This is a genomic window from Methylovorus sp. SPW-M1 (genome assembly GCF_053848825.1).
The window spans coordinates 2300451-2314607 of the sequence record NZ_CM132626.1; the positions used below are offsets into that span (position 1 = coordinate 2300451).

Below are 14157 nucleotides of genomic sequence, written 5' to 3' on the forward strand. Positions count from 1 at the left end.
AGTCAAAAAAGCCAATATATCGCCTTAAGTCAGTCAGTCAAAAACTGCCTCGGCACTCAAGCTTCAGTTCAAGCACAACAATAAGTCCTTGGCTGATTATACCTACAGCATAGACAAAAGTTTCCCGGAGACTTCTCACATGGCATTAACCCCCGATATTGACCCTCAAGAAACCCACGAGTGGCTGGAAGCCATCGATGCGGTACTTGAGAACGAGGGATCAGAACGCGCGCACTTTTTGCTCGAAACCCTGGTAGACAAGGCAAGACGCTCAGGCGCATACCTTCCGTACAATGCCACCACGGCCTACGTTAACACCATTCCAGCCCACCTGCAGCCCAAGCATCCTGGCGACACCGCCATGGAGCGCAAGATCCGCGCACTGGTGCGCTGGAACGCAATCATGACGGTATTGCGCGCCAATGAAAAATCCCCTGGCGTCGGCGGCCACATTGCCAGCTTCCAGTCTGCTGCCACGCTGTATGACACCGGGTTCAACCACTTTTTCCGCGCCGCTTCCGATAAATTCGGCGGCGATCTGGTGCTGTTCCAGGGTCACTCGTCCCCTGGGGTATATGCCCGCGCCTTCCTTGAAGGCCGCATTACTGAAGAACAATTATCCAATTTTCGTATGGAAACCGGCGGCAATGGCCTGTCTTCCTACCCACACCCATGGCTGATGCCAGATTTCTGGCAATTCCCCACGGTGTCCATGGGCCTGGGCCCATTGCAGGGCATTTACACGGCACGCTTCCTGAAATACCTGCATGACCGCGGCATTGCCGATACCTCCGATCGCAAGGTCTGGGTATTCTGCGGCGACGGTGAAATGGACGAACCGGAATCGCTGGGTGCGATTTCGCTGGCCGCCCGTGAAAAGCTCGACAACCTGATTTTCGTCATCAACTGTAACCTGCAACGTCTGGACGGTCCGGTGCGCGGCAATGGCAAGATCATCCAGGAACTGGAATCCGATTTCCGCGGTTCCGGCTGGAATGTGCTCAAGGTGATCTGGGGTTCCTACTGGGATCCATTGCTGGCCATGGACAAGGACGGCCTGCTCAAGAAGCGCATGGAAGAAGCCGTGGACGGCGAATACCAGAACTTCAAGGCCAAGGGTGGCGCCTATACCCGCGAACATTTCTTCGGCAAGTATCCCGAGCTGAAGGAAATGGTCGCGGCCATGTCCGATGAGGACATCTGGCGCCTCAATCGCGGTGGTCACGACCCACACAAGGTGTACGCGGCCTACCATTCTGCCGTTAACCACAAGGGCCAACCTACCGTGATCCTGGCCAAGACGGTCAAGGGCTACGGCATGGGTGAAGCTGGTGAAGGTCATAACACGACCCACCAGCAGAAGAGCATGGATATTGCCTCCCTGAAGGCGTTCCGTGATCGTTTTGATCTGCCGCTGACCGACGAACAGGTAGAAAACCTGTCCTTCTACAAGCCGGCAGATGACAGTCCGGAAATGCAATACATGAAGCAGCGTCGCGAAGCCATGGGTGGTTTTGTGCCATCGCGCCGCCGCAAGGGCAACGAACTGACCGTGCCTGAGCTTTCCGCCTTTGAAAACATGCTGGGTGCCACCGGTGAGCGCGAAATCTCGACCACCATGGCCTTTGTGCGCATTCTCTCCACCCTGGTGCGTGACAAGACGCTGGGCAAATTCGTGGTACCTATCGTGCCGGATGAAGCCCGCACCTTTGGTATGGAAGGCATGTTCCGCCAGCTGGGCATTTACTCGCACCTGGGCCAGCTCTATGAGCCACAGGATGCTGACCAGGTCATGTTCTACAAGGAATCCAAGGACGGCCAGATTCTGGAAGAAGGCATCAACGAAGCCGGTTCATTCTCGTCCTGGATTGCGGCGGGCACGTCCTACAGCGTGACCGGCGTGCAGATGATCCCGTTCTACATCTTCTATTCCATGTTCGGTTTCCAGCGTATTGGCGACCTGGCCTGGGCCGCTGGCGACAGCCGTACCCGTGGCTTCCTGCTCGGCGCCACTGCTGGCCGCACCACACTGAATGGCGAAGGCCTGCAACACGAAGATGGTCATAGCCATCTGATGTCTGCCACTGTGCCGAATTGCATTTCCTATGACCCGACCTTTGCCTACGAGCTGGCCGTGATCATTCAGGAAGGCCTGCGCCGCATGGTGCAAAACCAGGAAGATGTGTACTACTACATCACCCTGATGAACGAAAATTACAGCCATCCGGCCATGCCCAAGGGTTCTGAAGAAGGCATCCTCAAAGGCATCTACAACTTCAGCAAATCCAAAGCCAAGGGCCCTAAAGTACAACTCATGGGCAGCGGCGTGATTCTGCGTGAAGTAATTGCCGCTGGCGAATTGCTGGAAAAAGACTGGGGCGTTTCTGCCGATATCTGGAGCGTCACCAGCTTTACCGAGCTGCGTCGTGAAGGCCTGGATGTCGAGCGCTGGAATCTGCTGAATCCGGAAAAGAAGCAAAAGCAAAGCTATGTGGCACAGCAACTGTCCAAGGCCGAAGGCCCGGTCATTGCCTCCACCGACTACATGCGTTCGTTTGCTGACCAGATCCGCAACTTCATCCCGCAACGCTATGTCGTGCTGGGTACCGATGGTTTCGGCCGTTCGGATTCGCGTGAAGCCTTGCGCAGCTTCTTCGAAGTGGACCGCTACTACGTTGTGCTGGCCGCCCTCAAGGCGCTGGCTGACGAAGGCAAGCTGCCTGCAGCCAAGGCCGCGGAAGCGATCAAGAAATACAACATCGATATCACCCGTCCAAACCCGGTGACTCTTTAATTCAGGAGACGATTAGAAAATGGCAATCAAGGAAGTACTCGTCCCCGATATCGGCAATTTTGATAGCGTAGATGTCATCGAAGTGCTGGTCAAAGCTGGCGACACCGTCGCCAAGGATGACTCGCTGGTGACCCTGGAATCCGACAAGGCCTCCATGGACATTCCCGCGCCATTTGGCGGGGTAGTCAAGGAAGTCAGCATCAAGGTAGGTGACAAGGCAGCCCAGGGCACATTGATCCTGACGCTGGATGCGGCAGAAGAGCAGGCGACCGCAGCCAAGCCTGCGCCAGCGCCCACTGCCCCGCCCGTGGTGACCTCAGTACAGGAGCAAGCCGTGCCTGCACCTACCCGTCCCGTGGCTGAGCCACCCAAGGTGATCCAGCCGCAAGCCACGCCTAATCCGGTCGCCGCCAGCACAGCGGCTGCGCCTGGCAAACTGGCCCATGCCAGCCCTTCCATTCGCAAGTTTGCGCGTGAGCTCGGCGTCAACCTGTCGCTGGTAAGCGGCAGCGGTCCGAAAAACCGCATCCTGCAAAGCGATGTGCAAGCCTATGTAAAAGCCCAGCTGGCCAAGCCGCAAAGCAGTGGCGCGGCCGGTGGCATTTCCGTTTCACAGGCGCCAGTCATTGATTTCAGCCAGTTCGGCAACATCGAGCAAAAGCCGATGTCCCGCATCAAGAAGCTGTCAGGTGCCAACCTGCATCGCAACTGGGTGACCGCACCGCACGTCACGCAATTCGACGAAGCCGACATCACCGATCTGGAAGACTTCCGCAAGTCCATGCAGGACGAAGCAGCCAAGCGCGGCGTCAAGCTGACCATGCTGGCTTTCCTGATGAAGGCCGTGGTCAACGCCCTGCGCACTTACCCCAACTTCAATTCCTCGCTCTCTCCTGCTGGCGACGAGTTGATCCTCAAGCAGTATTACCACATCGGTTTTGCCTGCGACACGCCGGATGGTCTGGTCGTACCCGTCATCCGTGATGTGAACCAGAAAGATGTGCTGGATATTGCGCGTGATCTGGCCGACCTGTCTGCCAAGGCACGCGAGCGCAAACTCAAGATCGAGGAAATGCAAGGTGGTTGCTTCACCATTTCCAGCCTGGGTGGTATCGGTGGCACGGCGTTCACGCCTATCATCAATTGCCCTGAAGTAGCGATCCTGGGCGTGTCACGTTCCAGCTTCCAGCCGGTGTATGACCCCAAGACCAAAGGCTTCGAGCCGCGTCTGATCCTGCCGTTGTCATTGTCTTACGACCACCGCGTGATCGATGGCGCCGATGGTGCTCGCTTTACCAGCCACCTGCGCATGATGCTGTCCGACGTTCGCCGTCTCTTGCTGTAAAGGGTTTTCATGAGTCAGTTAACAGAAGTTTTCGTCCCAGACATCGGCAATTTCGATAGCGTCGATGTCATTGAAGTATTGGTAAAGGTGGGCGATGTTATCGCCAAGGAAGATGCACTGGTCACCCTGGAGTCGGACAAGGCCTCCATGGATATTCCATCCTCCCACGCCGGCACCGTCAAGGAAGTCAAGATCAAGGTCGGTGACAAGGTCGCCAAGGGCTCGCTGATTCTGCTGGTGGAAGCATCTGCTGCCGAAGCAGCCCCCGTCGTTGCCAGTGCCCCGGCCCCTGCTGCCGCAGCGCCTGCACCGACCCAAGCTGCCACGCCAGCCGCTCCTGCCCCCGTGGCAGCAGCGCCCAGTGGCAACAATGATATTGATACAGAAGTGGTCGTACTCGGCTCAGGCCCTGGCGGCTATACCGCGGCCTTCCGCGCCGCCGATCTGGGCAAGAAGGTAGTGCTGATCGAGCGCTACTCCACCCTGGGCGGTGTTTGCCTGAATGTAGGCTGCATCCCGTCCAAGGCACTCTTACACACGGCCAAGGTCATTACCGAAGCCGAAGAAACCAGCCATCACGGCGTGAGCTTCAGCGCACCAAAAGTCGATCTGGATACGCTGCGTAACTGGAAAGCCAACGATGTCGTTGGCAAACTGACAGGTGGCCTGGCCGCCATGGCCAAGCAACGTGGCGTAACGGTGGTGCAAGGTGTAGGCAAATTCACCAGCTCGCATCAGATCGCCGTCACGGCAGCCGATGGCAAGGTAACGACGGTCGGCTTCCAGAACGCGATTATCGCGGCTGGCTCGCAAGCCACCAAATTCCCCGGTGCGCCGGATGACGAACGCATCATGGACTCCACTGGCGCCCTCGCGCTGGCAGATATCCCCAAGCGTCTGCTGATCATTGGCGGCGGCATTATCGGCCTGGAAATGGGCACGGTTTACGACGCATTGGGCAGTAAAGTCAGCGTAGTCGAATTCATGGATGGCCTGATCCCCGGTTGCGACCGCGACCTGATCCGCCCATTGCAGAAGCGCATGGAAAAGCGCTTTGAAAGCATCATGCTGTCAACCAAGGTTGCCAAGATTGATGCCAAAAAAGATGGCATTCATGTCAGCTTTGAAGGCGAAAATGCACCGAAAGAAGCCCAGGTCTATGACCGCGTACTGGTTTCGATTGGCCGCCGCCCCAATGGCAAGAACATTGGCGCCGAGAATGCCGGTGTCGCGGTAGATGATCGCGGTTTTATTGCGGTCGACAAGCAGATGCGTACCAATGTGCCGCACATCTTCGCCATCGGCGATATCGTCGGACAACCCATGCTGGCGCACAAAGCCACGCACGAAGCCAAAGTTGCCGCCGAAGTCATTGCCGGTCACAAGGTCGAGTTCCAGGCACTGGTCATTCCATCCGTCGCCTATACCGACCCTGAAGTCGCATGGGCAGGCATGACCGAAACCGAAGCCAAGGCCAAAGGCATCGAAATCGAAAAGGCCTCCTTCCCGTGGGCCGCCAGCGGCCGTGCATTGTCCATCGCACGTACCGAAGGTGCTACCAAGCTGATTTTCGACAAGGAAACCCATCGCGTCATTGGTGCGGGTATCGTCGGGGTAAATGCCGGTGAATTGCTGGCAGAAGCCGTGCTGGCCATTGAGATGGGCGCCGATGCGCATGATCTGGGTCTCACCATCCATGCGCACCCAACCTTGTCTGAAACCATCTGCTTTGCCGCAGAACTGAAGGAAGGCACGATCACGGATATGCTGCCACCGAAAAAACGCTAATCAAGTTTTTGCGATTGGTGCCGTAAATATAGCTGGGGCTTGCTCCAGCTATTTTTTTGTCCGGCTTCTCCCTTTGGCACAAGGAATCCGCTATGCGTCATGCAATCACAGGCTTGCTTATCCCCTTACTGCTCAGTCTCAACGGCTGTGCCACGCTGACGCAGGACGGCATGCAGACCGTGATGCTGGAAGCCTATACCAAGGACAACCAGCCCGTGCAGGCGCGTTGTGTGGCCAGCAATGATGTAGGGACATGGGTCGGCTATGCCCCCGGAAAACTGCAAATTCACCGTTCCAGTGGCGACCTCAGGATTATTTGCGAGCGTGAACGCGGTGACAATGAGGCCGGACGCTTCACCTCAGCATCGCACGCGAATGATGCCGCACGCGGCAATCTGGTGATGCCAGGTGGCGCCATAGGAGCGCTGATTGATCACGCCACTGGCTATGGTTATAACTACCCCATCACCATGCGGGTGGTCATGGGTAATGATGCATCGCTCACATACGACTCACAACAAAAAAGGGAGCCACTTCCGGCAACCACTGCGTTGGTCACCACTACAAGCTCTGCGTCTCTTCGTCCTTAATGCAAATGCCAAACCGCACTCCTGAGGCTTGCCCACCCCACATAGAGACCATATAAAACATGAGAGCCGCAATTGCGGCTCTTTAATGTTGAGACATTGTTCACGGACCAATACTGCTATTACACGCTAGCGGTTGCCACTCCAAACACGACTTTAGCAGTGAAGTGCTCAACCACCCTCGCCATTCCGGCGAGGGTTAAGTTCATCACTCGCTGGCTGGACCTTGTGCTGGCTGGTTCGGAGTGCCAGGCTCCTCCCCTTTGCTTTCGACGACTTTCGGTTTCCTGGGCGCTCTTGGCTTGCGGGCGGTCGCGGTGCTCGTGCTGGCATCCTTGGGTTTGCTGCGGCTGGCAGCGGGCTTTTTGACGGGCTTCTCATCCGTAGCCACTGCTGGCTTGGGCTTGGCGCGGGACCTGCGTACTGGTTTGGCTTTTACTGGCGCTTCTGAGGGCACAGTTGCGGTCGCGGATGGCGCCTGCGTTTCCTCGCCTACCCCGGTATCCTCTGCCTTGCGTTTATCAATGGCACTGCCAATGGCTTTGGTAAGCACCTGCTTGCCTACGACGACCAGTGCGGCGAGCGCGGCTTTCTTTGCGACGGACTTAAGTACTGTGTTAAAAAACCCCATACTACCTCCTATTGGCAATTAACCTGCTTGAATTCAGTGCCGGCAAACTCCGGCTTCAGTTTTTCGACTTCGGTCACGACTTCGCTAGATAACGGCCCGAGCAACAAGGTTGTCAGGCCTTTTTCCGCATGCCGCATTCCCTTGGTTGCAGAACGCACTCCACGGTTCCGCAAATCATTAAGCAGACGGTTGGCCAGTTGCTCATCGGTAAATACCCCCAGTGAAATCGCGTTTCTCCATAAAGGATCCTGCATCACTGCACTTTCGGTAATTCCCAATGACTGCAGTTCCTGGATTTTTGCCTGGGCTGCCTGCAGGGATTTCATGGGCGGAATGTAAACCCAGTAGCGGATGGTATCACTGACCTTATCCTCACGCTCCTGAGGCGATATGGATAATTTGAGCAGTGCAGCGCGCGCAGTCGCGACGGTATTGGCGGTGAAGCCCGCCCATTCGTAACATGCGTTGGTAGTGCTCTCAGCTTCTACCGCCGCTTTTTTCGGCAGCTTGGCGGCTTCCTCCTCGGTATAAAGTTTGATGCGCTCGGGTGAAATCGATTGCTCAGCAACGCCAGGCAATTCGTTGCCGGAGGGCTGCGTTTTGAAATAGGCCCAGACCAATACATTCACAACGATCAGCGCGGAAACCAACCACTTCATAAACATTCTCTTTCAAGATAGAACAAGCCACGCAATACCAGCGAAGCATCTATTGTGATGGGCATATCAGCTTGCGCTTGCACCAATGCCTGTCTTAACAATTCCGCATCGCCACCGGTCAGCACGCACGGAATCACGATAGCGGGATCTAATCCTGGCAGGGTTTTCATCTGCTGCCATTGCAATAACACACTGCCCGCCATCGCATGCGAAATGCCAGTATACAAGGCATCGCCAGTATTCGTCGGCGCTGTACACCACATCCCGGGCAAAGTCCGGATGCCGTCGGTATTCTGTAAAAGGACCTGATGCATCAGGCGAAAACCGGGGCTGATCGTGCCGCCTTTAAATTCGCCACCTGACGGTTGTTCGTGACGACCTAGCATGTCCACCGTCAGCGCCGTGCCTGCACTTACTACCAGACAAGGCGCACGATAGTGCTGCCAGGCCGCAATCAGGGCGGCCCAGCGATCACTGCCCAGGGCCTCAGGCGGCTGATAACGATTAAACACCCCGGCCGCAGCGTGCGATGCATGTACCCAGTGTACTGGCGCTTTCAGTTGTTCAAACAGGCTAAGCAAGGGTCGGCTTGCCGCCAGGCCAGCCACATTCGAAACGACAATGCGCTTGGCCTCTTGCCAGCATGTGGGCAACACTGAATCCGCCAACGCCTCGTTTAGCCAACTGCCCTCGGCCACCACGCTTGCCTTGGGATCAAACAAGGCCCATTTGCAACGGGTATTGCCAGCATCGATTGCCAGTATCACGCCACGCCCTTTCGCAAACTGATTTCGCCTGAGGTAAAACGCTGCTCACCCGTCTCGGTCATCACCCGCAAGCTGCCATCCTCCGCCACGCCAGCGACCACGCCATGGCGTTCGGTAGCATCTGGCATCAACAAGCGCACGGGCTGCTGATGGTAAACATGCATGGCTTGCCACTCGGCGACCAGCGCCGCAAACCCCTCTTGTTCAAAGCGGCTAATCACCTGCAGCATGTGCTTCAGCACAATGCCCAGCACCACATTGGCATCCACGGCTTCATCCTTGAGGCTTTGCAGATCAATCGCCGCCTGGTCAATCTGCGCCAGCATGCGCTCCGGCAAACGCAAATTGATTCCGACGCCTATCACAGCAGCACTCGGCCCCTCCATATCGCCCTGCAACTCAATCAGGATACCGGCAAGTTTGCGGTACTCCACCAGCACATCATTCGGCCACTTGAGCGCAACGGTCACGCCCATCTCGGCAAATGCCTGCCCAAGTGCCAGCCCAACTGCCAGACTCAAGCCAGATAAGGCTGCCGCCCCCGTATCGAAGCGCCAAAGCAGAGAGAATGTGAGGCTGTTCCCCAGCGCGGATTGCCATACCCGACCACGGCGCCCTCGCCCCTGGGTCTGATGACTGGTAACGGCACAGCTGAGATGAGCAGCCCCGTTCGCCGCCTGCTGCATCAACCAGCGATTGGTGGAATCGAGCTGATCGTGCACCAGCAGATGTACGTTGTTAGAGGCAGACCCTAGCGCCGCCGAAATCTTATCGGCCCGCAATAAATTGAGCGGCTGGGAGAGTCGATAGCCTTTGCCACGCACCGAGAAAATTTCAACGCCTAGTGTTTCTGCATGTTTGACTGCATTCCATACCGTGGATCGGCTTACCTTGAAATGGGCAGCAAGTGCCTCGCCAGAATGGAAGTTCCCATCCGCCAGGCGGTGCAGAATGGGGAATGTAAGCGGGTTTGTCATGTCCGGGCTATATTAGCATAGGCACGAGTGTCCACTCAGCAGGCGGCTGGGTGTAAAATATCGGCAATCCCATTTTAGTCAGATTCCATGTCAGCCGATAAAACCCCAGTAGCACCTGCCTCCAATTTCATTCGCCACATCGTTGAACGCGACATCGAGCAAGGCACCTATGCCAGCCGCCAATGGTGTGGCGAGCCCGGCGATGCAAGCACGCAGGCAACCGGCCAGCCAGACCCGGCCAAGATCCGCACGCGCTTTCCGCCTGAGCCCAATGGCTACCTGCATATCGGCCATGCCAAGAGCATCTGCCTGAATTTCGGTCTGGCACGGGATTATCAGGGCGTATGCCATATGCGCTTTGATGACACCAACCCGGAAAAAGAAGAACAAGAGTACGTGGACTCCATCAAGGACTCCGTGCAATGGCTGGGCTTCGGCTGGGAGGCATTTGGTCACTCCCATCTGTATTACGCCAGCAATTATTTCGATTTCATGTACCGCGCAGCGGAATACCTGATCACGTCCGGCAATGCCTATGTCGACCAGCAATCCGCCGAAGAAATGCGGATTAACCGCGGCACGCTGACCGAAGCGGGCAAAAATTCCCCCTGGCGCGACCGCCCGGCTGAAGAAAACCTTGCCCTTTTCCGTGAGATGCGTGATGGCAAGCATCCGGATGGCAGCATGGTATTGCGCGCCAAGATCGACATGGCGTCCCCCAATATCAATCTGCGTGACCCGGCGATTTACCGTATCAAGCGTGCGACTCACCACAACACGGGCGACACCTGGTGCATCTACCCGATGTATACCTATGCCCATCCGCTGGAGGATGCGCTGGAAGGCATTACCCACTCCATCTGCACGCTGGAATTTGAAGACCAGCGGCCGTTTTACGACTGGGTATTGGAAAAACTGGCGGAGGGTGGCCTGCTGGCACACCCGTTGCCCAAACAATACGAATTCTCGCGGCTTAACCTCACCTATGTGGTGCTGTCCAAGCGCAAGCTGATTGAGCTGGTAGATGGCGGCCATGTCAGTGGCTGGGATGACCCTCGCCTGCCCACCCTGGCGGGCGCACGCCGTCGCGGCTACACCCCGGAAGGCTTCCGCCTGTTTGCTGATCGCATCGGCGTCTCCAAAGCAGACTCCTGGATTGAGTACACCATCCTTGAAGACTGCATGCGCGAGACGCTGAATGAATCTGCCGAACGCCGTATCGCCGTGCTGGACCCGATCAAGCTGGTCATCGACAATTATCCGGAAGGTCAGTCCGAAGACTGCTTTGCTCCCAACCATCCGCAAAAACCAGAGCTCGGCAAACGCACAGTCCCCCTGTCGCGCGAACTCTGGATTGAGCGCGAAGACTTCATGGAAGTCCCCAGCAAAGGCTATTTCCGTTTGTTCCCGGACAATACCGTGCGCCTGCGTTATGGCTATGTCATCAAATGTACCGGCTTTGAAAAAGACGCCGACGGCAATGTGACGGTCGTGCACTGCGATTACCTGCCAGATACCAAGTCCGGCACGCCTGGCGCCGACAGCATCAAGGTCAAGGGCAACATCCACTGGGTGTCCGCCGCGCATGCCTATGCCGCCGAAGTCCGGCTGTATGATCGCCTGTTCAAGGAGGCTCATCCAGGCAGTGGCGACCGCAACTACCTGGATGACATCAATCCGAACTCGCTCACCGTCATCACGGCGCAACTCGAACCTGCCCTCAAGGAAGCCAAACCGGAAGACACCTTCCAGTTTGAACGCCATGGTTATTTTGTCGCCGATAAAAAAGACTCGGCAGAGGGCAAACCCGTGTTCAACCGCACCGTGACATTACGCGATGCTTGGCAGAAATAAGCCGGCCGCTTGACCCCCATGGAGAAAAATGTGGTCGCGGTGAGCCTGGAGCACGCATATCGATTGCTGAACCACGGGCCCACCGTGCTGGTAAGCTCGGCCCATGGGGATCAACGCAATGTGATGGCAGCGGCCTGGAACATGCCACTGGACTTCAAGCCACCCAAAGTGGCCATAGTGATCGACAGGAATACCTACACACGCGAACTCATCCTGGCCAGTGGCAAGTTTGCCATTAACGTACCATGTGCGGCCCAAGCCGACTTGGTGGTGAAGGTAGGCTCGAGTTCAGGACGTGAATTGCTGGGGAAGGCACCAGCCACCAAGTTTGCCGCCTTTGATTTGCCAACCTTTGCTGCCAGCAAAGTCCCGGCACCGTTAATCAAGGGATGTGTCGCATGGCTGGAATGCGAGCTGATTCCTGAGCCCCATATTCAGGATACCTACGATTTATACCTCGCTGAGGTAGTCGCCGCCTGGGCAGACGAGCGGGTGTTCTCGGATGGTCGCTGGCACTTTGACGATCATGATGCATTGAAAACCCTGCACCATGTGGCCGGAGGATTTTTCTTCACGCCCGGCAAGAGTATTCAGGCGACTTAAACAAAAAAGCCGACGTCATCGTCGGCTTTTTCATTCACTGCCCGGTGCTATTTTTTCTCAGAGGGAAACAAAGTGGCATGGGTGTCATGCTCTTCAACCTCTTCTGGTTTTTTCTGGGCACCCTCTGCCGGGATTTTTTCAAACGTGAATTCCAGAATATTGGTTTCCGCCAAGGGTTTTAATGGTTCAAACTCGGGAAGAACCGGACGCTCCTCCACAATAGGTTCCAGCTCCGGCAACATCAACGTGTCTTCTTCTGGTTCTGGAGCGGGTGTCTGATCCATCAGTCCCTCAACAATATAAAGCGGGTTATGCGGCGACAGGCGATGCCCCATCACAGCCGCAGTGTGCCATTGTTCCAGCGTACCTGGCTCCCCATTTTCCGCAGCTTGTTGCAAGCGCAATGCAAGATTATCGAAGGCAATCGCGTCCTGACGTTCCGCATAAATTTTCAACAGGCAAAGCGTCAACTCATGGCGATCCGGTGTTTTTTCCAGTGCATTCAGCAGAATGTTTTCGGCCTGCTCGTCACGTCCATAGGAGATGTAAATCTCTGCCTCGACAATAGGATCCACCTCATGGATGTCAAAATCAGCCTCCTGCCCCGAGCCGGGCTGCGACGGCGCAGTCGATGAAGATGCTTCCGGATTATCCCCTGCCACAGCCGCCGCAATGGCAGGGGCCATAATAGCCGCTACGGCTGGCTCAACAGGCATTACCGGCGTCGGCGCGCTCACCACTTTAGGCTCAACATCATTCGGATGAGGGCGAGGAGCGGTCGTTTGTACCATGCTTTCGTGCCATTTCTGCATAGCGGTCAATCGACGCATGTGCAGGTAATACACCATGCCTAGTGAGACCAATCCCAGCAGCAAGCCCAGGCCTATCCATACCAGGCGGTCGAGCACCGTATCCCAGAAACCCGGCTGCCCCTGGTTGGCAACCGTTGCCAGTGAGGGTGCGGGGGGTGCAGCCTGGGCGACAGCAGGCGCTGGCGCAACAGGCTCAGGCGTGGGGGTAGCCTGCGTGCCCTGACCTTTCGCTTCCGCGTTTGCATCGGCAGCGGGCTCCCCAGTCTGGCCATACTTGTCGGCAGCATCCGAGGTATCTCCAGGCGATATTTTTAAAACAAACTCCGGGTTGGCTGGAGCATCTGCGGACTTGGGAGCTGCAGGAGGAGGCACCTCAACGACCGCAGGCTTTGCCTTATTTGGAAGCTCTCCGCCCAGCGCTTCAGGACTGGGAATCTTGAGCACCTGACCAGACTTGAGCTGATTGATATCGCCATCGAGAAAGGCTTCGGGGTTGGCGGCATACAAAGCGGCCATCACCTTTTTCAGTGGTACTCCCACAGGCTGGTATTGTTGGGCAACCTTGCCAAAAATATCGCCCGGCTGTGTCAGATAGGTATCGGCGGATAACGGGATAGCGGCTTTGGACGTGTCAAACGCATGGGCTCCATTGCCGCCAGAGCGTGATTTGCGGGATTTGGATTTTACCGGGAATGGAGGCGGTACTTCTGCGACCAGCCCCTGACTTTGCAACTCGGGGATCGTATTGACGAGGACAGGTTCATCGCCCATTTTGCTGGTGGGAGGATCGAGCAATACCGTGTATTGCCGAACCATATGCAAATTATCCGAGTCCACCTTGATAAGCAGCTCAAGAAAAGGCTCATTGACGGCTCTTGGTGTGGTGACGTGCAGAACATGTGTGCCATCTGGCCGCGCCACACTGGTGACCCGGACTCCCGGTGGCACGATGGCGTCCTGCAGTCCGGCTGTCAGATATTCATCATTATTGCCGATACGCGCGACAAGCGTGGCGGCTTCCTTGGCTGGCATTTCCAGCAACTCGATGTCTGCGTTAAGTGGTTCCCCCAGCGTCGACTTGACATTAATACGCCCCAGGCCCGCACCAAATGCAAGCACAGGCACCAATACCAGCAGCAGAATCAGCGAAAGCGCTTTGAAGCCGGACCTGCGTGCAAGGGAATTTATAGGAGGCATATTGGCATCATTGAATTTTTTAATAATGGTAGCAATTTCATCATGTTGCATCTGTTTTTATAAGTACATCCCCAATGTTCGTACAGTAACCCTTTCCAGAGTGACTGTAAATGGCAATACTGATTTGACGCGCCGGGAAAATC

Annotated in this window: 11 protein-coding genes; 6 read left to right on the top strand and 5 right to left on the bottom strand. The window is 56.3% G+C overall.

Features of this window, described 5'->3' with window-relative positions; genetic code table 11:
* Positions 1-139: 139 nt before the first annotated feature.
* The 4 genes from aceE (at position 140) to ACWWD9_RS10875 (ending at position 6517) form a co-directional block, all read left to right on the top strand.
* A complete protein-coding gene (gene aceE, locus ACWWD9_RS10860) occupies positions 140-2794 on the top strand; it encodes a pyruvate dehydrogenase (acetyl-transferring), homodimeric type (RefSeq protein WP_013441491.1) in 2655 nt (884 codons plus the stop codon).
* Between the two features lie 19 nt (positions 2795-2813).
* Positions 2814-4139: a dihydrolipoyllysine-residue acetyltransferase gene (aceF, locus tag ACWWD9_RS10865; RefSeq protein ID WP_455867020.1), complete on the top strand. Its 1326-nt coding sequence runs from the start codon at positions 2814-2816 to the stop codon at positions 4137-4139.
* 9 nt (positions 4140-4148) lie between these two features.
* Complete coding sequence (lpdA, locus tag ACWWD9_RS10870) at positions 4149-5927, top strand: dihydrolipoyl dehydrogenase (protein ID WP_455867021.1); 1779 nt, start codon at positions 4149-4151, stop codon at positions 5925-5927.
* Between the two features lie 92 nt (positions 5928-6019).
* Entirely contained in the window at positions 6020-6517 is a 498-nt protein-coding gene (locus tag ACWWD9_RS10875) for a hypothetical protein (RefSeq protein WP_455867022.1), read from the top strand.
* Positions 6518-6722: 205 nt separating this feature from the next.
* On the opposite strand, the gene ACWWD9_RS10880 is transcribed toward ACWWD9_RS10875, so the two are convergent.
* From ACWWD9_RS10880 to ACWWD9_RS10895, 4 genes are read right to left on the bottom strand one after another with little or no spacing between them, the layout of a single operon-like run.
* Complete coding sequence (locus ACWWD9_RS10880; protein WP_455867023.1) at positions 6723-7145, bottom strand: molecular chaperone DnaK; 423 nt, start codon at positions 7143-7145, stop codon at positions 6723-6725.
* Between the two features lie 8 nt (positions 7146-7153).
* Positions 7154-7804 (bottom strand): SPOR domain-containing protein, encoded by a 651-nt coding sequence (locus ACWWD9_RS10885; RefSeq protein WP_455867024.1) that lies wholly within the window; start codon positions 7802-7804, stop codon positions 7154-7156.
* A complete protein-coding gene (locus ACWWD9_RS10890) occupies positions 7801-8571 on the bottom strand; it encodes a type III pantothenate kinase (RefSeq protein ID WP_455867025.1) in 771 nt (256 codons plus the stop codon). Before ACWWD9_RS10890 ends, ACWWD9_RS10885 begins: the two co-directional genes overlap by 4 nt.
* Positions 8568-9548, bottom strand: a complete 981-nt coding sequence (locus ACWWD9_RS10895; protein ID WP_455867026.1) for a biotin--[acetyl-CoA-carboxylase] ligase — start codon at positions 9546-9548, stop codon at positions 8568-8570. The genes ACWWD9_RS10890 and ACWWD9_RS10895 overlap by 4 nt, the downstream gene beginning before the upstream one ends.
* An 87-nt stretch (positions 9549-9635) precedes the next feature.
* Here ACWWD9_RS10895 and ACWWD9_RS10900 point away from each other — a divergent pair, with 87 nt between their 5' ends.
* On the top strand, positions 9636-11402 hold the full coding sequence (locus ACWWD9_RS10900) for a glutamine--tRNA ligase/YqeY domain fusion protein (RefSeq protein ID WP_455867027.1): 1767 nt from the start codon (positions 9636-9638) through the stop codon (positions 11400-11402).
* Between the two features lie 18 nt (positions 11403-11420).
* Entirely contained in the window at positions 11421-12005 is a 585-nt protein-coding gene (locus ACWWD9_RS10905) for a flavin reductase family protein (protein ID WP_455868155.1), read from the top strand.
* A gap of 47 nt (positions 12006-12052) precedes the next feature.
* Here the strand turns inward: ACWWD9_RS10905 and ACWWD9_RS10910 are convergent, their stop codons facing one another.
* Entirely contained in the window at positions 12053-14014 is a 1962-nt protein-coding gene (locus tag ACWWD9_RS10910; protein WP_455867028.1) for a type IV pilus assembly protein FimV, read from the bottom strand.
* Positions 14015-14157 lie beyond the last annotated feature (143 nt).